The organism is Arsenicicoccus sp. UBA7492 (assembly GCF_002479615.1).
Taxonomy (GTDB): domain Bacteria; phylum Actinomycetota; class Actinomycetes; order Actinomycetales; family Dermatophilaceae; genus Arsenicicoccus; species Arsenicicoccus bolidensis.
In genome coordinates, this window is sequence record NZ_DLOE01000048.1 from 163,864 (window position 1) to 188,877 (window position 25,014).

A 25,014-nucleotide genomic window follows, 5' to 3' on the forward strand; every position below is an offset into this window, starting at 1 on the left:
TTGCGGGCTTACGGCTAGCTCAAGGGCACGGGCCTACGGTGGAGACGTCGGGACCAACGACCGTCGGGGGAGATCATGAGAGTCGCACGCGCACTGCTGTTCCTGGCCGTGGGAGCCCTGGTCTGGGCGATCTGGCTGTCCTGGGGGTTCGACGGCACCTATCCCGCCTGGCAGGCGGCCGCCTGCGGGAGCACGGCGGTCGCGGCGACCGCGCTGGGGGCCTGGCGCCTCGGTCCGGTCCCGGCCGTCGTGGAGGTCGCCCTGCCCATGGCGGTCGGCCTCACGGTCGCCTGGACCCTGTGGGCGCGGGCCGACGAGACGGGGCTCTACGCCGTGGGCGCGATCCTCATGGCCCTCGGCACGGGCGTCGGGTTGTCCGCCGTGGCGGCGATCGCCTCGATCGTCGGGCGTCGCAGCGGGGTCGGCAGTCACGCTCGAGGCTGAGGGCTGAGGGCTGAGGGCTGAGGGCAGAGGGCAGAGGGCAGAGGGTAGAGGGCTGAGGGCTGAGGGCTGAGGGCTGAGGGCTGAGGGCTGAGGGCTGAGGGCTGAGGGCAGAGCCTGAGGCGCCTGGGTCAGGCGCGGACCGTGAGGTCGTGCCAGGGACTCGCCACCTGGCGCACGGCATCCTCGACCCGGGCGTGGCGCCATACGAAGCCGGTCTGCTCGAGCACCCCTGGTCGGATCAGCTGGCTGCCGAGGATGTCGTCGGCCAGCTCGCCCAGCGCGAGCCGCAAGGCCGTCGCGGGCGCGGGGACGAACGCAGGACGGCCGAGGGCACGAGCCAGGGCCATCGCGATCTCGCCCTGCCGGGCGCTGCCCGGGGCGACGAGGTTGACCGGACCATGGACCCCGGTGTCGATCAGGTGCAGGAGCGCCCGCACCTCGTCCTCCATCGAGATCCACGGCCACCACTGGCGCCCGCTGCCGATGGGTCCCCCGAGCCCGAGGCGAGCCAGGGGGAGGAGCGGGCCGAGGGCACCGCCCTCGGCCGACAGGACCAGACCGGTGCGGGCGAGCGTGACCCGACGACCGTTCGTCTGCGCCGCGCAGGCCTCGAGCTCCCAGGCCTTGACGACCTCGGCCAGGAACGTGTGGCCCGGGGCGCTCGCCTCGGTCAGCTCCTCCTCGCCGCGGTCGCTGCCATAGATCCCGACCGCGGAGGCGTTGATGAGCGGCACCTGGTCGCCGAGACGGTCGAGGTGCCGCACGAGCGTCCGCGTTGTGCTCGTGCGGCTGGTGAGGAGCTCCCGCTTGTAGCGCGAGGTCCAGCGCCGGGCCACCGGTGCACCCGACAGGTTGACCACGGCGTCGAGGGGCTCGACCCCGTCGAGGTCGATGTGCCCGGCGGTCGGGTCCCATCGGATCTCGTCGGCGCTCGACGGCGGGCGGCGCACCAGCCGGATCACCTGGTCGCCCCGGGCCACCAGGGCGGTGCGCAGCTCGGTGCCGATCAGGCCGCTGGCGCCGCTGACCAGGATTCGTCGTGCCACGGGGTGCCTCCAGGTGTCAGGTGCAGAGATGGCTGCGGGCCGTGACCACCGGTGGTGATCACGGCCGGCAGACCGGATGGGTCAGAGCCCGAGCGAGGACTCGAACCGGCCCTCCTCCAGGCGCGCCTTGAGCGCCGAGAGGAACTTGCCGGCGAGCGCACCGTCGACTGCGCGGTGGTCGTAGGTGAGCACGAGGTACATCATCGAGCGGATCGCGATCGCGTCGTTGCCCTCGGCGTCGGTGACGACGGCGGGCCGCTTGACGATGGCGCCCGTGCCGAGGATGCCGACGTTGGGCTGGTTGATGATCGGCGTGTCGAGCAGCGAGCCGTTGCTGCCGATGTTGGTGATCGTGAAGGTCGCGCCACCCAGCTCGTCCGGCCCCACCTTGTTGGTGCGGGTGCGGTCGGCCAGGTCGGCGATCTTGCGGGACAGCCCGGCGATGTTGAGGTCACCGGCGTCCTTGATCACCGGCACGAGCAGGCCGCGCTCGGTGTCGACCGCGATGCCCACGTGCTCGGCGCCGTGGTAGACGAGGCTGTCGCCGTCGATGCTGGAGTTGAGCTGCGGGAAGGCCTTGAGGGCCTCGATCGCGGCCAGCGTGATGAACGGCAGGTAGGTGAGCTTGACGCCCTCGCGCTGCTGGAACTCACCCTTGGCGCGGGCCCGCAGGGACACGACGCGGGTCATGTCCACCTCGATGGCGGCCGTGAGCTGCGCCGAGACGGACAGGGACTCGACCATGCGCTGGGCGATGACCTTGCGCAGGCGCGGCATCTTCTCCGTGGTGCCACGCTTGGCGGCCGACGCGGGGTCGGCGGTCGGCACGGCGGTCGGAGCGCCACCACCGGCCGCGGGGGCCGGGGCTGCTGCCGGCGTGGCGGCCGCGGCGGGGGCAGCCTCCGGCTCGGAGGCCTCCTTGGCGGCGTCGAGGACGTCCTGCTTGCGGATGCGGCCACCCACGCCCGTGCCCTTGAGGCTGGACAGGTCGACGCCGTTGTCGGCGGCGAGCTTGCGGACCAGCGGGGTCACGTATGCCGAGGCGTCGGCGTCACCCTGGGACTCGGCGCGAGGCGCCGCGGCCTTGGGCTCGGACGACTGCTGCTGGGGGGCGTCCTGCTTCGGCTGCTCCTTGGGCTTCTCCTCGGCCTTCGCCTCCTCCTTGGGAGCCTCCTCCTTGGGAGCCTCCTCCTTGGGGGCGTCCTCCTTGGGCGACTGGCCCTCGGAGCCATCCCCGTCAGAGGAGTCGCCGCCGGAGGCCTCGCCACCGACGATCGCCAGCTCGGCGCCGACCTCGGCGGTCTCGTCCTCCTGGACGAGGATCTTGGTGAGCTTGCCCGCGAACGGAGAGGGGATCTCGGTGTCGACCTTGTCGGTGGACACCTCGAGGAGCGGCTCGTCGACCTCGACGTCGTCGCCCTCGGCCTTGAGCCACCGGGTGATAGTGCCCTCGGTGACGGACTCGCCGAGCGCCGGCATGGTGACCTTGTCGCCCCCGGAGACGGATCCGCCGGACGAGCCGCCGGAGCCGGAGCCCGACGTGTCGCCGGAGTCGCTCTCGTCGGCCGGCTCCTCCTGCTCGGTGGAGGGAGCGGCCTGGGTGGTCTCCTCGACCGTCTCCTCCGTCTCGGGCTGCGAGGACTCGGAGTCCTTGGCCTCCTCGGCGGCGGACTGGTCCTCGTCGCCGGAGTCGTCCTTGGCGGGGGCGTCGCCGTCACCGATCACGGCGAGGTCTGCACCGACCTCGACCGTCTCGTCCTCCTCCACCAGGATCTCCTGGAGGGTGCCCGCGGCGGGGGAGGGGATCTCGGTGTCGACCTTGTCGGTCGAGACCTCGAGCAAGGGCTCGTCAACCTCGACCGAGTCACCCACGGACTTGAGCCAGCGGGTCACGGTGCCCTCGGTCACCGACTCGCCAAGTGCGGGCATCGTCACGCGTTCAGACATGTGTGAGGTTCTCCTTCGGTGAGCCGTTGACGTTCGAGAGCCACCCTACTGCGACAAGGCGCTAGGAGTGCGCGTGGAGCGGCTTGCCCGCGAGAGCGAGGTGAGCCTCCCCGAGCGCCTCGTTCTGGGTGGGGTGGGCGTGGACCAGCGAGGCCACGTCCTCGGGCAGTGCCTCCCAGCCGTAGATCAGCTGGGCCTCGCCGACCTGCTCGCCCATGCGGGCGCCGATCATGTGCAGTCCGACGACCGGCCCGTCCTTGCGTCGGACGAGCTTGACGAAGCCCTGCGTCCCGAGGATCTGGGACCTACCGTTGCCGCCGAGGTTGTACTCGTAGGCCTCGACCTCCCCGAAGGCCTCCTCGGCCTGCTCCTGGGTGTAGCCCACCGACGCGATCTCGGGGTCGCAGTAGGTGACGCGGGGGATGCCCCGCTCGTCGATGCGCGCCGGCTCGAGCCCGGCGATGGCCTCGGCGACGTAGATGCCCTGGGCGAACCCGCGGTGCGCCAGCTGCAGCCCGGGCACGATGTCGCCGACGGCCCAGACGCCCTCGACGGACGTGCGGCAGTCCTCGGCCAGCACGTAGCCGCGGTCCGTCGCCACGCCGATCTGCTCGTAGCCGAGGCCGTCGGTGACGGGGCCCCGGCCGACGGCCACGAGCAGCAGCTCTGCCTCCAGCTGGTCGCCACCCTCGAGCGTCACGGTCACCTGGGCGTCGTCCTGCGTCGCGGACTCGAAGCGGGCGCCGGTGCGGACCGCGATCTTGCGCTTGCGGAAGGATCGCTCCAGCTGCTTGGAGATCGCCGGGTCCTCGGCCGCGACGAGCCGGGGGAGCGCCTCCACGATCGTCACCTCGGAGCCGAAGCTGCGCAGCGCCGAGGCGAGCTCGACGCCGATGACGCCTCCACCCAGCACGATGGTGCGGGCGGGCACCTCGTCGAGCCGCAGCGCCTGCTCGCTGGTCATGACCCGCCCCCCGATCTCGAGCCCGGGCAGCGTCTTGGCGTAGGACCCCGTCGCGAGCACGAGGTTGCGGCCGGTCAGGCGCCGTCCGTCGACCTCGACCGCGTCCGCCGCGACGACCCGTCCGGTGCCCTCGACATACGTCAGGCCGGCCGCCTTGACCAGGCCCTGGAGACCCTTGTGGAGGCGGTTGACCACGCCGTCCTTGTAGGCGTGGACGGCGGGCAGGTCGATCGACTCGAACGTCGCCCGCACCCCGAACTGAGCGCTCTCGCGGGCGCTGTCGGCCACCTCGGCCGCGTGGAGCAGGGCCTTGGTGGGGATGCAGCCGAGGTGCAGGCAGGTGCCGCCCAGCTTGGACCTCTCGACCAGGGCCACGGACAGGCCCAGCTCCGCGGCGCGCAGCGCGCAGGCGTAGCCCCCGCTGCCCCCTCCGAGGATGACGATGTCGTAGGTGTCCTGCTGCTGGTCAGCCATGGTGCGCTCCCTTGCGTCTCGGCCGTCGTTGGTCGGGATGGCCTCGAGGCGCTCGTGACGCCGCCGCAGCCGCCGTCATCCTCTCACCCACGCGTCTCCAGGGCGCAAGCGGAGTCGCGACTCCCGAGGCCGAGGCCGACGTCGAGGCCGACGCTCAGCCACGCGACGCCAGGGCACGCCAGGGCCCGCAGACCCTCGCGTCCAGGCGACCGTCCCGCGCCTCGGCGTCGAAGAACGCGCGCTTGGCCAGCCCCGCGGTGGACGCACCCTCCACGGGGGCGTCACGTGACGTGCCGTGGAGGCACCAGTAGGCGTAGCTCTCGGCGAAGTCCTCGGTGGGGTGCGTCGCCGCGTAGGCAGACACGAAGGACTCCGGGCCGGTGGCGTGGAAGGCCTGCAGCTCGTCCGCGGAGGGCTGACGGTGGTCGGCATACAGCCTGGAGATGCGGCTGCGCTGCTCGGCCGAGTAGGTGCCGGCGTAGAACGCCACGAGCGGGGTGCCGGCTGCCGCGCAGGTGCCGGCGTTGTCGATCACCCAGGGGCACCGGGGGTCGCGGGAGGGGCGGGTCCGGTCCGGGTAGAGGCTGACCACGTGCCCGACCTCGTGCGCCATGGTGAGGAGCTGCTCCTGCGCTCCGAGGCCGGTGGCGAACGCCAGCCGGTAGCGCGTCGGGTCGCTCGGGTTGGGCTCGAAGAAGCCTGTGCGGATCCCTCCCTCGCGGGAGGGGTCCTGGAGCACCTCGGGCGGGTAGTCGTAGAGCACGACCTGGTCCAGGGCGACGAGATGGGCCGCGGGTATGCCGGACCGCAGGACCTCCCACCGCCACCGGTCGCAACGATCGGCCGGGCCGAGGCCGTCGAGGGGGCTGAGGCGTCCGTCGCGAACGGCGTAGACGCGCTGCAGCCTGGCGCCCTTGCCGAGGCTGGCGGGGTCGGTGCTGTAACCCGTCCGCGCGGGGAGGCGAGGCGGCCGCGCACCCCTCGCCCGCGAGGACACGTCGGTGCAGGACGCCGGCAGCGGCCAGGTCAGCCTGGTGGCGCCCCGCACGTCCTCGGGAGTGGCGGCGCTGCCCGGGTCCACGTGCTTCGGCGCCGCCACGGTCGGCACGACCGGCACCTCGCGCGGGATGTCGGTGCGCGAGCGGAGCACGGCCTGCGGCGCGCGCCGGCCGTCGGCTCGGGCCTGGACCAGCTCCGGCAGCAGACCCCCGGCGAGGGTGCGGAGGCCGGACGCGTCGCGCGCCACGGCAGGCAGGACGACAGGCAGGACCACGGTCAGCACCAGGGCGAGGGCTGCGACGGCCCCGGTCGTCGCCACCGCGCGCAGCCGACCTGCAGGGCGCGGCTGCGAGGCGCGTCGTGGCTGGTCGGAGCGGTGGGGCACAGACGCATCTCACCGCAGCCCGGCGCCCCTTGGCACCGCGTCGCAGCAGGTCGGCATCCGTCCTGCCGAGCACTATCGCGCAGAGGGACGGCGCCCGTCACCAGCGTGACCGGGCGCCGTCCATCCGGGTGACGGGGCGCGTGAGCGTCAGTCGGCGCTCAGCACCTCGGCGAGACGGACCAGGGTGGCGACCCCGAAGCCCGTGCCGCCCTTGGGGGCGACGCCCCGAGGAGCCTGCTCGTTGAAGGACGGTCCGGCGATGTCCACGTGGGCCCACGGGATGCGGTCACCGCCGACCTCGGGGACGAACTCCTTGAGGAACAGTCCGGCGGTGAGCATGCCGCCGGCCGGGCCCGCCTTGTGCGCGATGTCCGCGACCTCGGTGTCCAGGGCCTTGCGGTATGCCGGGGGCAGGGGCATCGGCCACAGGTCCTCACCCATGTCGTCGCCGGCGCTGCACACGCGGGTGCGGAAGTCGTCGTCGTTGCCCATGACGGCGGCCACCTCGTGCCCGAGGGCCACGACCTGGGCGCCGGTGAGGGTCGCGATGTCGACGATCGTGTCGGGGCCCTCCTCGCCGGCGGCGCACATGGCGTCGCCGAGCACCATGCGCCCCTCGGCGTCGGTGTTGAGGATCTCGACGGTCATGCCGTTGCGCATGGTCACGACGTCCGAGGCGCGCTGCGCGGTGCCCGAGGGCATGTTCTCGGCCAGCCCGAGCCACCCGGTGACCTGGATCGGCAGACCCAGCTCGGCGATCGCGAGGACCGCGCCGGCGACCGCGGCGGCACCGGCCATGTCGGACTTCATGTTGGCCATGTTGTTGGCGGGCTTGATGTCCAGGCCACCGGAGTCGAAGGTCATGCCCTTGCCGACCAGCGCCAGGTGGTGCTTGGCCTTGGCCGGCTTGTAGGACAGGGACACGAGCCGCGGCGCGTGCGCCGAGCCCTGGCCCACCCCGACGATGCCGCCGAACCCGCCCTTGGCCAGGGCCTTCTCGTCGAGCACCTTGATCTTGACCTTGGACCCGGTGGTGCGCTCGCGGACGCTGTCGACGAAGGTCTGCGGGTAGAGGAGGTTGGGGGCCGTGTTGACCAGGTCACGGGCGTAGCCGACGGCCTCGGCGACCGCCGCGGCCCGCTTGACGGCGGCCTTGACGGCGGAGTCGCGTCCGCGGTCGGCCACGACGGTGATGGTCTCGATGACGGTCGGTGCGCTCGAGGTGCCGCGCTGCGCCGTGAAGCGGTAGGCGCCCAGGGCGGCTCCTTCGGCCACGGCGCCCACGGCCGTCGCCGAGCTGCCCGGGAAGGCGACGGCGACGGTGCCGGCGTCCTTGACGGCGCGGGTGGCGGTGGCGGCGGCGCGGCGCAGGGCGGCCTCGTCGACGAGCTTCTTCTTGGCTGGCTCGGCGCCGAGACCGGCGACCACGACGCGCGGGGCCTTGACCCCGGGCACGGCGGGCAGGACGACCGTCGAGTCGGGGGCGCCGGTGAACCCGAGCGTGGGCAGGGCGCCCGCGAGGTAGGACGTCGCAGCCTCGGAGAGGCCGGACGGGAGGACGGGTGACGCGTCGCCGCTGAAGGCACCGAGGACGAGGACGTCGACGGCGAGGTCTGCGGCGGAGCGCGCGGTGACGGTGAGCGAGGTCACGACAGCTCCTGTGGGGGATGGACGGTGCACGAGACGTGCGGGGTCGGTGGTGCGGATGGCAGGGAAGGACAGGACAGGACCGGCCCGAGGGAGGCCTTCCCGACAACCTAGCCTCCCGGCGCGGTGGACGCCCACCGCCCCTTGTAGTGTCGGCCCCATGACGGAAACTTCACTGAAGAAGTCCCCCCTCCACGAGAAGCACGTCGCGCTCGGCGCCAAGATGGCCGACTTCGGCGGGTGGCAGATGCCCATCGAGTACCCCGGTGGCGGCGTGATCCGCGAGCACACCGCGGTCCGGGAGCGCGTCGGGATCTTCGACGTCTCGCACCTCGGCAAGGCCAGGGTCGTCGGCACGGGCGCCGCCGACTTCTGCAACGCCTGCTTCACCAACGACCTGCGCAAGGTCGAGCCGCCCAAGGCGCAGTACACGATGTGCTGCGACGAGGAGAGCGGCGGGGTCGTCGACGACCTCATCCAGTACGTCAAGAGCGACGACGAGGTCTTTCTCATCCCCAACGCCGCCAACACGACCGAGGTCGTGCGCCGCATGCGGGAGAAGCTCCCCGAGGGTCTCGAGCTGACCAACCTGCACGAGGAGTACGGCGTCATCGCCGTCCAGGGACCCCGGTCCGAGGACGTGGTCAAGGCGCTCGGCCTGCCGACCGACCTGGAGTACATGTCCTTCGCCGAGGCGCAGTGGAACGGTCGTCCGGTGATCGTGTGCCGCACCGGCTACACCGGCGAGAAGGGCTACGAGCTGCTCCCGACGTGGGACAACACCCCTGCCGTCTGGGACGCCCTCGTCGAGGCCATGGAGCCCTTCGACGGTCTGCCGTGCGGGCTGGGTGCCCGCGACACCCTGCGCACCGAGATGGGGTACGCCCTGCACGGCCACGAGCTGTCCATGGACATCACCCCCAACATGGCGCGGGCCGGCTGGGCGGTCGGCTGGGGCAAGGAGTCGTTCTGGGGCAAGGAGGTCCTCGCGGAGCAGAAGGCCGCCAAGGACTGCCGGTTGTCCTGGGGGCTGCTGGTCACCGGCAAGGGGATCCCGCGCAAGGACTGCGTGATCAGAAGTGCGGGCGGCGAGGACGACGCAGTGATCGGTGTGGTCACCTCCGGCACGATGTCGCCGACCCTCAAGCAGGGCATCGCGCTGTGCCTGCTCGACCGGGGCGCCAAGGAGGGCGACGAGGTCGTCGTCGACGTGCGCGGCCGCGAGGTGGCGGCCACCGTCACCAAGCCGCCGTTCGTCCAGGGCGGCGCCGCGAGCTGATCGCCATACGTCACCTGCGAGGGCCTCTTGCCGTATGGCGAGAGGCCCTCGTCGCACGTCGCCGCCAGGAGCGTCGGCCGGACGGATCGCCGGACACGCACCGTGGGTCGCTAGCGTGAGCGGCGTGCTGCGCGGATACCTGCTCGTCCTGACCTCCGCCGTCGGCTTCGGGATCAACCCGTTGCTCGCGACGGCGGCCTATCGCGCGGGCGTCGACGTCCCCACGGTGCTCTTCTACCGCTTCGCGGTGGCCGCGCTCGTGCTGTGGGGGCTGTGCGTGGGCCGGGGGCTGGTGCGGCCGCTCCCACGTCGCGCGCTGGCGGGCCTGGGCGTGGCGGGGTTCGCGTACGTCCTGCAGGCCGCGACCTACTTCTATGCGGTGCAGCAGATCTCGGCGGGGCTGGCGGCACTGCTCCTCTACCTCTACCCCTGCCTGGTGGCGCTGGTCACGGCCCTGGCGGCACGCGTCGTGCCGTCGCGCGGCGTGGTCCTGTCGCTCGTGCTGTCCTTCGCGGGGATCGGGCTCGCCCTCGGCCGGGTGACCGGCGCGGGCAGCCTCTCCGGCGTGCTGGCAGGGGTGGCGACGGCGCTGTGCTACACGGCCTACGTGCTGCTCACCGACCACCTCGGCGCGACCGTCCCCCCGCTGCTGGCGAGCGCCTGGGTGTGCACCCTCGCGACCGGGTTCATCGTCGTCGCGACCGCTGCCACGGGCACCTTCGCCCCGGCGTTGGCCATGCGGTCCCCCTGGGCGGTGGCCGGGGTGGGCCTCGTCGGCGGGGCGCTCGCGATCGCGACCTTCTTCGCGGGGGTGGCGGCGGTGGGCGCGACCCAGGCGTCCATCGTGTCGACGGTCGAGCCGATCATCTCGGTCGTGGGCTCGGCGGTCCTGCTGGGAGCGGCGATGACCGGCTGGCAGTGGCTGGGTGCTGCCACGGTGCTGGCGGGGGCTGCCGTCGCCGTCCTGGCGCACGCCGAGCAGGAGCCCGAGATCGAGGCGCGCGAGGGATCGGCCGCACCGGGCTGACCACCGCCGGGCTGACCATCGCCGGCCTGACACGCGACGGCCTGACATATGGCGGCCTTACCTCCACGGGCCTGACCTGGCGCGATCCTCCACCGGTCTCAGACCAGGATGGCGGCCAGCACCAGCGCGAGGGTGAGCGACACCTCGATCGCGGCGCCGAGGACGTCGCCCGTGATGCCGCCGAGGCGGCGCACGGCCCGCTCCACCACGAGCCAGCAGCCCACGAGTCCCGCTGCGACGCAAGCAGGTCCGTGCCACCAGGCCGAGGCGGGACCCGAGGTCCAGGACGCCAGGACGGCCAGCGCCGACAGGACCGCCAGCGCCGCCCCGGCCTGCCACCGTGCGACGCTGCCGGCCACCATGTCGCCGAGGCCGCCCGGGCGCGCGCTCGGCACCCCGCGCAGGCACCCCCACGCAAGGACGTGCCGACTGACGACCAGGGCGACGGCGCCGAGCGCGATGCCGTGCCAGGTCGCGGCGAGCGCTCCGAGGCTCGCGGCCTGCAGGAGCAGGCAGAGCGCGATGGCGGTGGCACCGGACGGGCCGACGTCGCCGGTCTTCATGACCGCCAGGGCGCGCTCGCGGTCATAGCTCGACGACAGCCCGTCCGCGTAGTCCGCCAGCCCGTCCTGGTGCATGGCCCTGGTGAGGAGCACGAGCAGCGCCACGGCGACGCCCCCGGTGACGAGGCTCGGGGCGTCCGCCCAGCGCGCCACGAGCGCCCACCCGACCCACGACGCGAGCAGGGGGAGCGTGGCGAGCGGCGCGACGAGCATGGCGACGCCGGCCACGGGGCGGTCCACGCGGCGTGGTGGGGGCACGGGCACCGCGGAGAGCATCCCCCAGGCCAGGCGCACCCCGTCCGTCCACGTCCCGCTCGCGGGAGCCCCCGTGCCGCCGGTCGCCCCGCTCACGGGACCACCGGCGCCGCCGACAGGTCGAGCACGCGCCCGGCCACCACGAGCACCACCCGGTCCGCGATCGCGGACACAGCGGCATTGACCCGCCCCAGCTCGTCGCGGAACATCCGGCCCGAGGCGTGCTCGGGCACGACGCCCCACCCGACCTCGTTGGTGACGAGGACGACGTCGACCCCGGCGCGGGCGTCGGCGCGGGCTCTGGCAAGAGCACCGACGAGCGACTCACGCGCCAGACCGACGGCCTCGGCGGCCGCCACCGGGTCGTCCCACGCCTGCGCGTCGTCGACGAGCCGGGTCACCCAGGTGCCGAGGCAGTCGATCAGCAGCGGGGTGCTCGCCCCGGCCACCACTGCGGCGAGGTCGGCCGACTCGACCGTGGTCCAGCAGGCAGGGCGGTGCTCGCGGTGCGCGGCGACCCGGCGGGCCCACTCAGCGTCGCCGTCGACGGGCACGAGGCCGGGCGCCACGTAGGCGACGGGCCGCGAGGCGGGGACGAGGCTCTCGGCATACCGGCTCTTGCCGGACCGGACCCCGCCGGTGACGAGGGTGATCATGCTGCCTCCTGCGGGATGGGGACGTCCTTGTCGACGAAGGTGGGCGACGCGTCGAAGCGCGCCCGGCGCACCGCCCGCCGCAGCACGCGGTCGATGGCAGGCCCGGCCCACCACACGAGCACGGCGGTCAGGATGCCCCGGGGCAGGTCCCAGCCGAGCGAGGTGAGGACGTAGAACGTGGCGTAGTGCGCCACGTTGGTCGCGAGGTCCCCGCCGGGCACGAAGCCGGCGCCCTCGGGGGCCATGGTGGTGGCGAGGAAGGGCCAGAACCAGAGGTTCATGACCACGCCGTAACCCAGCCCCGCCACCAGGCCGTAGACCGCGAGCAGGCTCCGCCGACCCCACCGTCCGAGGCGGGCGGTGGGGAGCAGCCCGGCACCGAGCGCGACCCAGCCGGCCGTGATCATCTGGAACGGCACCCACGGACCGATGTTGCCCGTGAGCAGGCCCCCGGTGAGCAGGGCGAGCGCGCCGACCACGAAGCCGGGGGCCGGGCCGAGCACCGCGCCGGCCATGACCAGCAGGAAGAACATGGGCTCCAGCCCGGCCGTCCCCGCGGACAGGACCCGCAACCCACCCCCGGCGGCGCACAGCACGCCCATCACGGCGACCGTCTTGGCGTCGAGGCCGTCGGCGGTGACCTCGGCCAGGCAGACGAGCGCGAGCAGGCCGAGGAGGGCCGCAAAGACCCAGGGCGCGTCATGGGCGTGCGCGAGCACCTCGGGGGAGCTCGTGACGAACGGCCACAGGAAGGCCGCGGCGCACACCACGCTGACGAGCAGCAGCGTGAGGGCCGAGGTGGGGCGCAGCCGGAGGTTCACGAGCGCCCCCGTATGACGCCCGCGCGGGTCGCCAGGTCCGTGGCCGCCGGGACCGTGAGCACCGACAGCGGGTGCAGGACCTTGGCCACCTGCGGGGCGAACGCGGTGGAGGCCGAGAGCACCTCGTCGGCGGGGCCGTCGGCCACGACCTCGCCCTCGGCCAGCAGCACGACGCGGTCCGCGACGTCAGCAGCGAGCTCGACGTCGTGCGTCGCGAGGACGACGGCGTTGCCCTCGGCGGCCAGCTGGTCCAGGACCGCGACGAGCCGGGCCTTGGCGGTGTAGTCGAGCCCCCGGGTCGGCTCGTCGAGCAGGACCACGGGGGGCGCGCCGGTGAGGACCACGGCGAGCGCCAGCAGCAGTCGTTGGCCCTCGGACAGGTCACGGGGGTGGCGGTCGTCGAGGTCGGCGGGCTCGCTCGGCCCCAGCAGGCGGGACAGCAGGGCCCGGCAGGTCCCCGGCACGGCGCCGAAGTCGGTGTCGGCCTCGCGGCACTCCCGCGCCACGGTGTCGGCGTGCAGCAGCGTGCCGGCGTCCTGGGGGACCAGCCCGACGTGCCGCACCAGCTCGCGGGCCCGAGCGCCCGCGGGGTCCAGGCCGTCGACCCGGACGCGCCCCCGGGACGGACGGAGGGTGCCGGTGAGCACCCGGAGCAGGGTGGACTTGCCGACGCCGTTGCGGCCCATGAGGGCCAGCACCTGACCGGCGTGCGCGTCGAGGTCGACGCCGGCGAGGACCGGTCGGCCGTCCCGCACGACCGCGAGGCCGTCGACGGCGACGAGGGGCTCGCCGGGGGTCCGGTGGCCGACCGCAGACCGTGCTGCTGCGGTGGCCGGTCGCCCGGCCTTGATCAGTCGGGCCGGCGCGGTCTGTCGGGCCGCGGCCTCGAGACGGTCGCGCAGCGGACGCACGGCCCGGCGGGCGTCGCGCACCGACAGCGGCAGCGGCGACCAGCCCAGGGCCCGTCCGAGCCCGACGACGGGTGGGTGCACGACAGATCGGCCCATCGCCGCCGCGGGAGCCAGCACGTCCGAGCACGCGGACCCCTCGACGAGCACGATGCCGTCGGCGTGGTGCACGACGCGCTCCAGGCGGTGCTCGGCGACCACCACGGTCATGCCGAGGTCGTGGACCAGCCGGGTCACCGACGACAGGACGTCCTCGGCGGCGACGGGGTCGAGGGCGGAGGTGGGTTCGTCGAGGACGAGGACGCGGGGGCCCGCCGCCAGCACGGCACCGATGGCGACCCGCTGCTGCTGTCCACCGGACAGGGTCCGCAGACCCCGGTGGCGCAGGTCGGCGAGGCCGAGCAGGTCGAGCGTCTCCTCCACGCGGCGGCGCATCGCGGTGGGGGACAGGCCGATCGCCTCCATGCCGTAGGCCAGCTCGTCCTCCACCGTGTCCGTGACGAACGATGCGGCGGGGTCCTGCACGACCATCCCGACGATGTCGGCCAGGTCGCGGGGCCGGTGGGTGCGGGTGTCCCGACCGGCGACCTGCACCCGCCCGGAGACGGTGCCGCCGCTGAAGTGCGGGACCAGCCCGTCGAGGCTGCGCAGCAGGGTGGACTTGCCGGATCCGGTCTCGCCGACGACCAGCACCAGCTCGCCCTCGTCGACGTGCAGGTCGGCGTCGCGCAGCGCCGGGCGGCTCGCGCCGTCGTAGGTCACGGTCCAGCCCTCGACGCTGATCACGCCGCCACCTCCTGCCGCGGGCGCTCGGGCTGCCCGGGCCGGGCTGCGGGAGCCTCGGTCCGCGGCAGGGGAGGCGCGGCGACGGCGGCCAGAGCGGCGCACGCGACCGCGACGAGCGCCGGGACGACCAGGGGTGGGGCGGTGAGCGGGACGGTGGGCATCGTGAGGCCCGGCACCTGCCGCGTCGCCAGGGTGATCAGGGTCAGGGCCGGTATGGCGCCCGCCAGCGTCACGCCCCACTCGGGCCATCCCCAGGGGTCGCGGCGGTAACGGGTCCGGGTGTCGTGGCGGGAGCCGAGGAGCAGGGCCCCCGCGCTGACCAGGACGCCGAGGACGAGCAGCGGCCAGCCGAAGGCGGACGCCGCCGACCCGTCGAGGAGGCCGTAGAGGCCGGCGACCAGGCCGATCAGCCCGACGACGGTGACGACGCCGGACCAGCGAGGGGTGCCGCCCGCCCGGGTGTGGCGGCCGTAGCCGCGGGCCTCCATCGAGGCCGCCAGGTCCAGGGAGCGGTCGAAGGCCGCCTCGAGCACGGGCACCATCGTGCGGGCCAGCTCGCGGGGCCCGCGTCCGTCATGGCCGCGCAGGCGACGGGCGGTGCGGACGGCACGGGCGTCCACGACCATCCGCGGGGCGAAGGACAACGCGACCACGACGGCGGTGCCGACGTCGTAGAGGGTGGCCGGGACGTAGCGCAGCAGGCGCCGCGGGGAGGCCAGGGCGTTGGCGGCGCCGATCGCGGCCAGCATCGCGGCGAGCTGCAGCCCCTGCCAGAGGGCCGCCAGCACGCCCTCGAGCGTGACGGGGCCGCCCAGCCGGAGGCTGCCCGCCGCCTCCGGGAGCGGGACCTCGGGCAGGGTGACGAGCACGACCTGCCCGGTGACCCCGCCGCCGAGGACGATCGACAGGCCGACCCGCAGCCCGATGGCGACGAGCCCGAGCACGAGGAACATCGTCAGGGGCGCGTCGGCGTGCGGGTCCTCGCGCAGCGCCACCACGAGCACGGCGACCGCGACGACGGCGAGCAGGAGCAACGGGTTGTCCGTGCGGGAGGCGGCCGTGGCGAGCCCGGCGGCCCACAGCCACCACGCGACGGGATGGACCCGTCGCGGCACGCGTGCTCGCCCGGACGTCACGGGGTCCGTCAGCGCCCGTCCGTGCGGCGCCGGCGCGCCATGGCCCACGCCGCGGCCGCCAGGAGCGCCAGGACAGCGAGCACGCCGACGACATACGCGGTCGTGCTGGAGGACGAGCTCGATGACGCGGGTGCGGCGGCGGACGAGGAGGCGGCCGCGCCCGAGGCAGAGGTCGAGCCTGCAGACGAGGCCGGGCGGACGTCGATGGTCACCGGCTGGTCGGCGGCCTTGGCGGCGGCGGGCACGTCCTTGACGGTGTCGCTGCAGCCGCTCGCCGGGTAGCCGTCGATGCCGCAGACCATGGCCTTCTCGACGCGGGGCTTGGCGGCCGCCGCCAGGACCTGGGCCCCGGTCGCCGCCGTGGGCACCGCCACGCAGGTGGCGTAGGGGGCCGGCATGGTCGCGCCCTGCTCCCGTGCGTCCGCCGCGCGACCGAAGTCCACGACCACGCCCACGCGCTTGCTCCCGGACACGGCCGGGGTCGAGCCGCAGGCCTGGTCGAACGTCACGACCGCCCGCGGCAGCCGCGGGGTGCTCGTGTCGCCCAGGGCGAAGCGGTAGCCCTCGACCGACCCGTCGGCCGGCGTCGTGCCGTCGGGCCCCTTGGTCGCGAAGCCCCACGTGCCGCTGGTCAGCTGGTAGTAGCCCCAGAAGCGGTAGGAGTCCGCCGCGTGCGCGGGCGCCGCGAGGGCGACCGTCGACACGAGCGCCGACAGCAGCGTTGCCAGGAACAGGGCGAGCACCGCGGTGAACGGCGTGGCGACGTTCCCACGTGCCCTGCGGGCACGGCCGGCACGAGAGATGGAGCGGGACGTGGGGGACACGGGCGACCTTCCTTGGCGGGCGTGGGCCGCCTCGGAACTGCCCGGGACGAGCTCCACCCGCATGCCACGGCGGATAGACGGAGCCGACGCGCAGGACGGGCGGTCCGGCTGCTCCAAGCCACGGATGGCGCCAGGAGGTCACGGTTGCGGGTCAGCGCCGGAGTCTCACCGGCTTCCCCGCCCTGCGGTGTTCGGTGCCCGCAGCCTACCAACGGGAACCCTGACCCGGCCCCGGGGGTTGGTAGGGGTGGACCGGCAACGACCAGGGTCGCGACAGGGTGGACCCTGGCCGGATCGGGTTTCGCCGGCCCGGATCGACGAGTAGGTTCGAGTCAGTGGCCGGCCCGCCAGGGCCGCCGACACCAGGATCCAAGGGGGACACCAGGATGGACACGCGCAGCAGGATCATCGCCGGCCTCGTCGCCGCGCCGCTGGCGATCGGGACGCTCGCCGCCTGCGGGGCAGGCACGACCGGCAGCGACGCCAAGGCGGCCGCGGCGGTCGGGTCGGACGCCAAGGGAGCGTTCTTCTCCGCCTACGACAAGACCGGTGACAGCAAGCGCCAGCGCGTCACGACCAAGCTCGAGGCGAGCCCGGACACGATCATCAAGCTCGCGTCGAGCATGGGCAGCGGCAGCGGCGGGTCCACCAGCACGCCGAGCGTCTCGCCCAAGATCGCCCAGCTGATCTCCGGGTCGTCCATCGTTGTCGACATGCAGTCGACGGGGGCGGCGCTCAAGGACGAGACCGACCCGACCAAGATCAACACCGCGATGTCCTGGAAGACGGACTCGGACCTGTTCAACCTCAGGACCGCCGCGCAGGACACCTTCGTCAAGCTCGACCTGGCCAAGATCGCCGACCAGACCGGCGCGTTCTCCATGGCCGACGTGCAGGGCGCGCTCGGGCAGGCGCCGACCTGGATCAAGGACGCGGTCAACGGCAAGTGGGTGGGCTTCGACAAGGGCACCGTGGAGCAGCTGGCGAAGTCGAGCGGCGGCGCCGCAGCCACCACCAACCCGACCCAGCTGACGCCGGACCAGACCAAGCAGCTGACCGCCGCCGTCAAGAGCAACCTCGACACCAACAGCACGTTCACCAGCGAGGGTGACACGGTCAAGGTGCAGGTCAAGATCCAGCCCTTCCTGACCCAGATGTTCCAGGACGGCAAGCGGATCGCGCCCAAGCAGTTCACCGACCAGATGGTCAAGGACGCCACCAAGAGCCTCGGCGAGTTCAAGGCCGGCTCGGTCCTGGCCTTCGACGCCACGATCGCCGACGGTCGCTTCACCGCCGTCAAGGGCGACGTGATGCAGGTCCTGAACTGGTTCGACGAGACCAAGGCCAAGGACGCCAAGAGCAAGAAGGAGCTGCAGGACCTCAAGGCCAAGAACCTGCACCTGACCCTGGTCTCCCAGATCTCCGAGCTCGACCGTGACGTCACCAAGCCGGAGGGCGCCCGCATGGTCACCAAGGCCGAGCTGGAGCAGCTCGGTGGCATGGGTGGCTCGATGGGGAAGTCGTCGTCCGGCTCGGGTTCGGGCTCGGGCTCGGCGTCCGCGGTGCCGTCGGCCCCGGCCGCAGGCTGACCAGGTCGGCGCGCGCACCACAGACCGCAGCACCCGCCGCGACACCAGCGCGAGAGCCCGTCCCCGGCGAGGGGGCGGGCTCTCGGCATACGGTCCGGTCCGTCGACCGACGACCGCAAGTCAATGAGAGTGATTATCATGACCGTATGACGACCAGCCCCACCACCGCCCCGACGCTCCCCGTGACCGTGCTGTCCGGATTCCTCGGAGCAGGCAAGACCACGATGCTCAACCACGTCCTCGGCAACACCGAGGGCCTGCGGGTCGCGGTGATCGTCAACGACATGAGCGAGGTCAACGTCGACGCCGCGCTCGTCGCGGACGGCGCGGGGTTCTCCCGCACCGAGGAGCGCTTGGTCGAGATGACCAACGGGTGCATCTGCTGCACCTTGCGCGACGACCTGCTCGTGGAGGTCGATCGGCTCGCCCGGACCGGCCGGTTCGACCACCTCGTCATCGAGTCGAGCGGCATCTCCGAGCCGATGCCGGTCGCGGCGACGTTCGCCTTCCGACGGGACGACGGCGCCGCCCTGATGGACGTGGCCGAGCTGGACACCATGGTGTCCGTCGTGGACGCCTCGAGCTTCCTGGAGGAGCTGGCGCTGGCGGACTCCCTGGTCGAGCGCGGCATCGACGCCTACGAGCACGACACGCGGACCGTCGCCGACCTCCTCGTCGACCAGGTCGAGTTCGCCGACGTGGTCGTGCTCAACAAGCTCGACCTGGTCACCGGCGCACGGGCCGACCTGCTCGAGGCCACCGTCCGTCGCCTCAACCCCGAGGCGCACGTCGTGCGGACGACGCGGTCGGTCGTGCCCGTGGGAGAGATGCTGGGCGCCCGCCGGTTCGACCTCGCCCGGGCCGAGCAGGCGCCGGGGTGGGTCAAGGAGCTCAACGGGGACCACGTCCCCGAGACCGAGGAGTACGGCATCTCGTCCGTCGTCTACCGCTCAGACCGCCCGTTCCACCCGGGGCGCCTGTGGGACCTCGTCGACGGGCTCGACACCGGGGCGCACGGACGCGTCCTGCGCTCCAAGGGTTTCTGCTGGCTCGCCACGCGCCCGCGGGTCATGGGGCTGTGGTCGCAGGCCGGCGGGGTCGCGCGGTTCGAGCCGGCGGGGGTGTGGGACGAGGAGGCCGGCCTCGAGCCGGGTCAGGAGATCGTCCTCATCGGTCAGGACCTGCGTCCGGACGAGCTCGTCGCGGCGCTCGACGCCTGCCTGCTCACCGACGCCGAGCGCGACGGCGGCCCGTCGGTCTGGCGCGAGCTGGCCGACCCCCTGCCCGCGTGGGACGACGACCTGTGCACGGTGGCAGGATCGTGACCATGACCGAGCTGATCCTGGGGGTGGGCACCCGGTCCGGCGCCCCCGTCGACGAGCTCGTCGCCCTGGCCGACGGGCTGGTCGAGGGGCTCGAGGACGAGCTGGTCGACGGTCCCGCCGACGGCGACGAGGTCGTCCCCCGCGACGCGGTGGTCGCCGTGGTGACGTCCACCCGCAAGCGGACCGAGCCTGCCGTCGTCGAGCTGGCGAGGCGCCTCGGCGTGCCCCTGCAGACCCACGACGACGAGACGCTCGCGTCTCAGCCCGTCGCGGCGCCCAGCGAGGTCGTGCGTCGCCACGTGGGCGCCCCCAGCGTCGCCGAGGCGGCGGTGCTGGCGGCCGGCGGAGTGGTGGTCGCCCGGGCCCGGTCCGCGACCGCGACGGTGGTCCTCGGACGCCTGCCCTGACGCGCTCCGACCCGCCCCTCGGGTCGTGGCGGGGGCAGGCTCAGCGGATGGATAGGGTGTGCGGGTGCAGTGGCTGGAGCGTGTCGGACCGCGGGCGGGGGGCCTGGTCCTGGGGTATGCCGCCGACCTCGCCCTCGCCGACCCGCGCCGGGCCCATCCGGTCGCGGCGTTCGGGACGCTGGCGAGCCGGCTCGAGCGCCTCACCTATCGGGACGGACGACCTGCCGGGGTCCTGCACGTCGCCCTGCTCGTCGGGGCGGTCACGGGTGCGGGCGGGCTGGTCGAGCGCGGGCTGCGCGACCGGCCCCTGCTCCGTATGACGGCCACCGCCGTCGCCACCTGGGTCGTCCTCGGCGGCACCAGCCTCGCGCGCGAAGGTGACGCCATGGCCCGGCTCCTCGACGCCGACGACCTGCCCGGTGCGCGAGACCGCCTGAGCCACCTGTGCTTCCGCGACCCGGACGGTCTCGACGCGGACGAGCTGGCCCGGGCCGCCACCGAGTCCCTGGCCGAGAACACCTCCGACGCCGTCGTCGCCCCGCTGCTGTGGGGCGGGCTGCTCGGCGTGCCCGGCCTGCTCGGCTACCGCGCGATCAACACCCTCGACGCGATGATCGGCTACCGCAACCGCCGCTACCGCGAGTTCGGCTGGGCCGCAGCCAGGCTCGACGACCTCGTCAACCTGGGGCCGGCCCGCGCGTGCGCCGTGCTGACCGTGGCACTGGCCCCGTGGCACGGCGGTGACCGGGCCGAGGCCCTGCGCGCGTGGCGCGAGGACGCCCCCCACCACCCGAGCCCCAACGCCGGTCCCGTCGAGGCGACCTTCGCCGGGGCGCTGGGCGTGCGGCTCGGGGGCGTCAACCGCTACGACGACGAGGTGGAGGATCGCGGCACGCTGGGTCGCGGACGCGCGGTCGTCACCGCGGACCTGGCTCGGGCGGTGCGTCTCTCGCGGACCATCGGCGCGGCGGCCCTGGCCGTGGCGGCGGTCGTCGGAGCGGTGGCGGACGGCATACGACCGGTCCGAGGGCCCGTCGGCCCGGCGCACCGCCTCGCCGAGGGCGGGGACGGGACCACCATGACAACGACGACAACCACAACGACGACAACGACAACGACGACGACAACGACGACGACGACAGGCGGGCAGGCATGACCAGGGGGCTGCTCGTCGCCGGGACGACGTCCGACGCGGGCAAGTCCCTCGTCACAGCGGGGATCTGCCGCTGGCTCGCGCGCCAGGGCGTGCGCGTCGCGCCCTTCAAGGCGCAGAACATGTCCAACAACTCGATGGTCTGCCCCGACGGCTCCGAGATCGGGCGCGCCCAGTGGGTGCAGGCCCTCGCGTGCGGCGTCACGCCCGAGGCCGCGATGAATCCCGTGCTGCTCAAGCCCGGCTCAGACCGCCGCAGCCACGTCGTCCTGCTCGGGCAGCCGTGGGGTGAGCTGCAGGCGGGGGAGTGGGCGACGGGGCGCCGGGCGCTGGCCGAGGCGGCGTTCGAGGCCTTCCGCGACGTGTCGTCCCGCTACGACGTCGTCATCGCCGAGGGCGCCGGGTCGCCCGCCGAGATCAACCTGCGGTCCGGCGACTACGTCAACCTCGGCCTGGCCCGGGCCGTCGACCTGCCCGTCGTCGTGGTCGGCGACATCGACCGCGGGGGCGTGCTCGCCGCGTTCTACGGCACGCTCGGGATCCTCGACCCCGAGGACCAGGCGTGCATCAAGGGCTGGATCGTCAACAAGTTCCGCGGCGACCTCGGGCTGCTCGAGCCCGGCCTGCGCATGCTCGAGGAGCGGACCGGGGGCCGGCCCGTGCTGGGCGTCGTGCCCTACCTGCAGGACGTCTGGCTGGACTCCGAGGACGCCCTGGCCATCTCGGGGTGGTCGCGCGCCGGGTCCCGCACCGGCGCCGGCTCGCCCGCCGACTCGCCAGAACCCTTGCGGGTGGCGGTGATCCGCTTCCCCCGCGTCAGCAACGCCACGGACGTGGACGCCCTCGCGATCGAGCCCGGCGTGCAGGTCGAGGTGACCGCCGACCCTGCCGTCGTGGCGGCCGCCGACCTCGCGGTCCTGCCCGGGTCACGCGCCACGCAGAGCGACCTGGCCTGGCTCCGCTCCCGCGGGCTCGACCGGGCCGTCGTCGAGCGCGCCCGGGCCGGGCGTCCGGTGCTCGGGATCTGCGGTGGCTACCAGATGCTCGCCGACCAGATCCACGACCCGTATGCCGTCGAGAGCCCCGCTGCCGCAACGGTGCCCGGCCTCGGGCTGCTGCCGACGCGGGTGACCTTCGCCCGCGAGAAGCACCTCGGCACGCCGACCGGACGCTGGGGCGGGCACGACGTCACCGCCTATCTCATCCACCACGGCGTGAGCGAGCGCACGGACCTGCGGGGCGAGGCGGACGTGCTGCCCTTCCTCGACGGGTGGCAGCGTGACGCCGTGTGGGGCACGACCTGGCACGGGGCCTTCGAGAACGACGGGTTCCGGCGCGCCTTCCTGCAGGACGTGGCGGCCCGCACCCGCCCCGGCTGGGCTCCGGCCCCGGACGCCTCGTCCTTCGCGGTGCAGCGGGTTGCCATGCTCGACCGCCTCGCCGACGCCGTCGAGGACCACCTGGACACCCTCGCCCTCGAGGAGCTGATCGGATCGTGAACCCCGTCACCGTGGTCGGCATCGGCGCCGACGGCTGGGCCGGGCTCGGCGAGCCCGCCCGCGCGGCCGTGTCGTCCGCCGACGTCGTCGTCGGCAGCACCCGCCAGACCGACCTCGTCGCCGGCCACCACGAGGCGCGGGTCGTGCCGTTGCCCGTGCCGCTGCGCGAGGGCCTGCGTCCCCTGCTGGACAGCCTCGGGAGGCCTGGCGACGAGGTGCACGTGGTGGTGCTCGCGAGCGGCGATCCCATGCACCACGGCATCGGCCGCACCCTCGCGGAGGTCCTCGGCCGCGAGCGCGTCACCGTGATCGGTGCCCCGTCGTCGCTGTCGCTGGCCTGCGCCCGGCTCGGCTGGGGCCTGGAGGACGTCGACGTCGTGTCGGCGGTCGGCCGCCCCCTCGAACGTCTCGCCCTCGTGGCCCACCCCGGCCGGCGCATCCTCGTGCTGTCGCGCGACGCCCTCACCCCGCAGGCCGTCGCCACGTTGCTCACCGAGCACGGGCTCGGGGACAGCCTCGTCTGGGTCCTGTCCGACCTCGGCGGCCCCGACGAGCGCGTCGTCGAGGGGGTGGCGGGGTCGTGGCACGCCGTCCCCGGCAGCCCGCTCAACATCGTTGCGGTGCAGTGCCTCTCGTCATACGACTCCCTCGCCGGGCTGGTCCCCGGGCTCGCCGACGAGCTCTACGAGACGGACGGGCAGCTCACCAAGCAGCACGTGCGCGCGGCGACCCTCGCCGCCCTGCGCCCGGCACCGGGCGAGCTGCTCTGGGACGTCGGCGGGGGGTCCGGCAGCATCGGGATCGAGTGGATGCGGGCCCACCCGACCTGCCGCGCCATCACGGTCGAGCCCCGTAGCGACCGGATCAAGCGCATCCGTCGCAACGCCGACCACCTCGGCGTCCCCGGCCTGCAGGTCGTCGAGGGGCTGGCGCCCGGCGCGCTGGCCGGGCTGCCGCGCCCGGACGCCGTCTTCGTCGGGGGCGGGCTCACCGCGGAGGGCCTGGTCCCCGCCGTCCTCGACGCCCTGCGGCCCGGCGGACGGCTCGTCGCCAACACGGTCACCCTCGACTCGGAGTCCGTGCTGCTCAGCATGTTTCGCCGGTATGGCGGATCCCTGACCCGTCTCGAGGTGTCGCACGCCGACGCGGTCGGTGGCTTCACGTCCTGGAACCCCGCCCGCCCGGTGACGCAGTGGTCCGTCATACGACCCGAGGAGCTGCCCGCATGACCGTCCACTTCATCGGCGCCGGTCCCGGCGCCCCCGACCTCATCACCGTCCGCGGCCTGCGGCTGCTGCAGTCCTGCCCCGTCGTGCTCTATGCCGGAGCCCTCGTCCCCGACGAGCTGCTCGCCGAGTGTCGCCCGGGCGCCCGCCTCGTCGACACGGCGCACCTCGACCTCGACCAGATCATGGGTGAGCTCGTCCGCGCCCACGAGGCCGGGCAGGACGTCGCGCGCCTGCAGTCGGGGGACCTGTCGGTATTCTCCGCCGTCGCCGAGCAGGTGCGGCGGCTGGAGGCCGCGGGGATCGACTACGTCATGGTGCCGGGGGTGCCGGCCTTCGCCGCCGCCGCCGCGGCGCTCGGTCGGGAGCTCACCGTCCCCACGGTGGGGCAGACGATCATCCTGACCCGGTTGTCGCGCAACGCCTCCGCCATGCCCGAGCACGAGACGATCGCCACCCTGGGCCGGTCCCGCGCCCTCATCGCCCTGCACCTGGCGACCCACCTGGCCGACGAGGTGGTCGAGGAGCTCGCGCCGCACTACGGCCTCGACTGTCCCGCAGCGGTGGTCGCCATGGCGAGCCGCCCCGAGCAGGTCGTCTGGCGCGGCACGCTCGGCGAGCTGGGCGACGCGGTGCGCGACCACGGGCTGCGCCGCACCGCCATCATCCTCGTGGGTCAGGTGCTGGCCGCCTCGGAGTTCCGCGACTCGCACCTCTACTCCACCGAGCGCGAGCGCCACGACTGCGCCCTGCCACCGCCGATCGCGCCGCCCATCACGCCGGCGTCGCCGTCGGTCCCGCCCATCACGCCGGCGTCGCCGCCGGACCCGCCGGCGTCACCGTCGGTCCCGCCCGTAGCCGGTCAGCGGGGGACGTAGCCCACGACCCCCGGATAGACGGCGGCCGCCAGGTTGCGCTGCCCGCTGTCGTCCGGGTGCACGCCGTCCGCCAGGTAGTCGTCGGGGCCGGTCGCCCCCGCGACGTCGATCAGGCTGATCGCCCGGCCGCGGGACCGCTCGCTCGCGACGACCTGCGACAGGGCTGTGTTGTGGGCCACCACGTCCTCGGCCGGCGCCGCCGCGTCGGGGATGAGCGTGGTGACCACGACGCGCACCGAGGGGCGGTCGGCGTAGATCGTCCGCAGGAGCCCGACCATGCGGTCGGTGGCCACCGTCGGCCCGTGCCCCTGCTCGAGGTCGTTGGCGCCGGCCATCAGGAGGACGAGGTCGGGCTGGTGCGTCCGCACCGTCGCACCGGCCAGCGCCGCGAGCTCGTCGTTGCGCAGCCCCGGGTGACCCTCGTGGTCCGCGTCGGTCAGGGGATAGCCCGCCTGGCGCCGCGACCCGACGTAGTCCACGTGCTTGCCCGCCTGCTGCAGGCGTTGGAGCAGGTAGCCGCGGTAACCGGGCATCGTCCCCTGGTCGGTGATCGAGTCGCCCATCGGCATGATGCGCATCGGGCGCAGGCGCAGGGAGACGACGACCGTGCGCGGGGTGGGCACCGGGCGCCCGGGGGCGGGGCGCAGCGCGAACGGTGACCGTACGGCCGAGGCGTGTGACGGCGAGGGAGCCGCAGCCGCGACGGTGAGGGGGCGCGGAGGGGCGAGGGGGCGAGGGAGACAGGGAGGGCGACGGCGACGACAGCGACGTCGACC

22 protein-coding genes are annotated in these 25,014 nt (G+C 73.9%); 10 read left to right on the top strand and 12 right to left on the bottom strand.

Going from position 1 to position 25,014, the window contains the following annotated elements:
• Nucleotides 1-75 precede the first annotated feature (75 nt).
• Nucleotides 76-444 (top strand): hypothetical protein, encoded by a 369-nt coding sequence (locus B4E97_RS14985; protein WP_286960509.1) that lies wholly within the window; start codon nucleotides 76-78, stop codon nucleotides 442-444.
• Between the two features lie 128 nt (nucleotides 445-572).
• On the opposite strand, the gene B4E97_RS14990 is transcribed toward B4E97_RS14985, so the two are convergent.
• From B4E97_RS14990 to B4E97_RS15010, 5 genes are all read right to left on the bottom strand, one after another.
• The gene (locus B4E97_RS14990) at nucleotides 573-1,490 is read right to left on the bottom strand and encodes a TIGR01777 family oxidoreductase (protein ID WP_286960510.1); all 918 of its coding nucleotides are present in this window, start codon (nucleotides 1,488-1,490) and stop codon (nucleotides 573-575) included.
• An 81-nt stretch (nucleotides 1,491-1,571) separates the two neighbouring features.
• Entirely contained in the window at nucleotides 1,572-3,437 is a 1,866-nt protein-coding gene (gene sucB / locus B4E97_RS14995; RefSeq protein ID WP_286960511.1) for a 2-oxoglutarate dehydrogenase, E2 component, dihydrolipoamide succinyltransferase, read from the bottom strand.
• 61 nt (nucleotides 3,438-3,498) lie between these two features.
• Nucleotides 3,499-4,875: a dihydrolipoyl dehydrogenase gene (lpdA, locus tag B4E97_RS15000; RefSeq protein WP_019284718.1), complete on the bottom strand. Its 1,377-nt coding sequence runs from the start codon at nucleotides 4,873-4,875 to the stop codon at nucleotides 3,499-3,501.
• Between the two features lie 154 nt (nucleotides 4,876-5,029).
• Complete coding sequence (locus B4E97_RS15005) at nucleotides 5,030-6,193, bottom strand: putative zinc-binding metallopeptidase (protein ID WP_286960514.1); 1,164 nt, start codon at nucleotides 6,191-6,193, stop codon at nucleotides 5,030-5,032.
• A gap of 213 nt (nucleotides 6,194-6,406) precedes the next feature.
• Nucleotides 6,407-7,909 carry a leucyl aminopeptidase gene (locus tag B4E97_RS15010; RefSeq protein ID WP_029209933.1) on the bottom strand — a complete coding sequence of 501 codons (1,503 nt, stop codon included), beginning with the start codon at nucleotides 7,907-7,909 and terminating at the stop codon, nucleotides 6,407-6,409.
• Between the two features lie 157 nt (nucleotides 7,910-8,066).
• Between B4E97_RS15010 and gcvT the strand changes: the two genes are divergently transcribed.
• Together gcvT and B4E97_RS15020 are read left to right on the top strand one after the other, a co-directional pair.
• Nucleotides 8,067-9,185 carry a glycine cleavage system aminomethyltransferase GcvT gene (gene gcvT / locus B4E97_RS15015; protein WP_019284720.1) on the top strand — a complete coding sequence of 373 codons (1,119 nt, stop codon included), beginning with the start codon at nucleotides 8,067-8,069 and terminating at the stop codon, nucleotides 9,183-9,185.
• Nucleotides 9,186-9,309: 124 nt separating this feature from the next.
• Nucleotides 9,310-10,212, top strand: a complete 903-nt coding sequence (locus tag B4E97_RS15020) for a DMT family transporter (protein ID WP_029209934.1) — start codon at nucleotides 9,310-9,312, stop codon at nucleotides 10,210-10,212.
• A 98-nt stretch (nucleotides 10,213-10,310) separates the two neighbouring features.
• On the opposite strand, the gene B4E97_RS15025 is transcribed toward B4E97_RS15020, so the two are convergent.
• The 6 genes from B4E97_RS15025 to B4E97_RS15050 are packed head-to-tail and all read right to left on the bottom strand — an operon-like array spanning nucleotide 10,311 to nucleotide 16,161.
• On the bottom strand, nucleotides 10,311-11,126 hold the full coding sequence (locus tag B4E97_RS15025; protein WP_239263333.1) for an adenosylcobinamide-GDP ribazoletransferase: 816 nt from the start codon (nucleotides 11,124-11,126) through the stop codon (nucleotides 10,311-10,313).
• Entirely contained in the window at nucleotides 11,123-11,686 is a 564-nt protein-coding gene (locus tag B4E97_RS15030) for a bifunctional adenosylcobinamide kinase/adenosylcobinamide-phosphate guanylyltransferase (RefSeq protein WP_286960517.1), read from the bottom strand. The genes B4E97_RS15025 and B4E97_RS15030 overlap by 4 nt, the downstream gene beginning before the upstream one ends.
• Nucleotides 11,683-12,507, bottom strand: a complete 825-nt coding sequence (locus B4E97_RS15035) for an ECF transporter S component (RefSeq protein ID WP_029209937.1) — start codon at nucleotides 12,505-12,507, stop codon at nucleotides 11,683-11,685. Before B4E97_RS15035 ends, B4E97_RS15030 begins: the two co-directional genes overlap by 4 nt.
• Entirely contained in the window at nucleotides 12,504-14,201 is a 1,698-nt protein-coding gene (locus B4E97_RS15040) for an ABC transporter ATP-binding protein (RefSeq protein ID WP_286960520.1), read from the bottom strand. The genes B4E97_RS15035 and B4E97_RS15040 overlap by 4 nt, the downstream gene beginning before the upstream one ends.
• Entirely contained in the window at nucleotides 14,198-15,316 is a 1,119-nt protein-coding gene (locus tag B4E97_RS15045; RefSeq protein ID WP_286960522.1) for an energy-coupling factor transporter transmembrane component T, read from the bottom strand. Before B4E97_RS15045 ends, B4E97_RS15040 begins: the two co-directional genes overlap by 4 nt.
• A gap of 29 nt (nucleotides 15,317-15,345) precedes the next feature.
• A complete protein-coding gene (locus B4E97_RS15050) occupies nucleotides 15,346-16,161 on the bottom strand; it encodes an SCO2322 family protein (protein ID WP_286960523.1) in 816 nt (271 codons plus the stop codon).
• Nucleotides 16,162-16,547: 386 nt separating this feature from the next.
• On the opposite strand from B4E97_RS15050, the gene B4E97_RS15055 reads away from it, so the two are divergent.
• The 7 genes from B4E97_RS15055 (at nucleotide 16,548) to cobM (ending at nucleotide 24,238) form a co-directional block, all read left to right on the top strand.
• Complete coding sequence (locus tag B4E97_RS15055) at nucleotides 16,548-17,750, top strand: hypothetical protein (protein WP_019286979.1); 1,203 nt, start codon at nucleotides 16,548-16,550, stop codon at nucleotides 17,748-17,750.
• Between the two features lie 146 nt (nucleotides 17,751-17,896).
• Nucleotides 17,897-19,075, top strand: coding sequence for a GTP-binding protein (locus B4E97_RS15060; RefSeq protein ID WP_286960526.1), 1,179 nt, complete (start codon nucleotides 17,897-17,899; stop codon nucleotides 19,073-19,075).
• A 2-nt stretch (nucleotides 19,076-19,077) separates the two neighbouring features.
• The gene (locus B4E97_RS15065; protein WP_286960527.1) at nucleotides 19,078-19,482 is read left to right on the top strand and encodes a cobalamin biosynthesis protein; all 405 of its coding nucleotides are present in this window, start codon (nucleotides 19,078-19,080) and stop codon (nucleotides 19,480-19,482) included.
• A 64-nt stretch (nucleotides 19,483-19,546) separates the two neighbouring features.
• A complete protein-coding gene (locus B4E97_RS15070; protein WP_286960528.1) occupies nucleotides 19,547-20,638 on the top strand; it encodes a cobalamin biosynthesis protein in 1,092 nt (363 codons plus the stop codon).
• Nucleotides 20,635-22,134 (top strand): cobyric acid synthase, encoded by a 1,500-nt coding sequence (locus B4E97_RS15075; protein ID WP_286960529.1) that lies wholly within the window; start codon nucleotides 20,635-20,637, stop codon nucleotides 22,132-22,134. Before B4E97_RS15070 ends, B4E97_RS15075 begins: the two co-directional genes overlap by 4 nt.
• Nucleotides 22,131-23,363, top strand: coding sequence for a precorrin-6y C5,15-methyltransferase (decarboxylating) subunit CbiE (gene cbiE / locus B4E97_RS15080; protein ID WP_286960531.1), 1,233 nt, complete (start codon nucleotides 22,131-22,133; stop codon nucleotides 23,361-23,363). The genes B4E97_RS15075 and cbiE overlap by 4 nt, the downstream gene beginning before the upstream one ends.
• Nucleotides 23,360-24,238: a precorrin-4 C(11)-methyltransferase gene (cobM, locus tag B4E97_RS15085; protein WP_286960534.1), complete on the top strand. Its 879-nt coding sequence runs from the start codon at nucleotides 23,360-23,362 to the stop codon at nucleotides 24,236-24,238. Before cbiE ends, cobM begins: the two co-directional genes overlap by 4 nt.
• On the opposite strand, the gene B4E97_RS15090 is transcribed toward cobM, so the two are convergent.
• Nucleotides 24,223-24,861 (bottom strand): SGNH/GDSL hydrolase family protein, encoded by a 639-nt coding sequence (locus B4E97_RS15090; RefSeq protein WP_286960536.1) that lies wholly within the window; start codon nucleotides 24,859-24,861, stop codon nucleotides 24,223-24,225. The two genes, cobM and B4E97_RS15090, sit on opposite strands and share 16 nt — an antisense overlap.
• Nucleotides 24,862-25,014 lie beyond the last annotated feature (153 nt).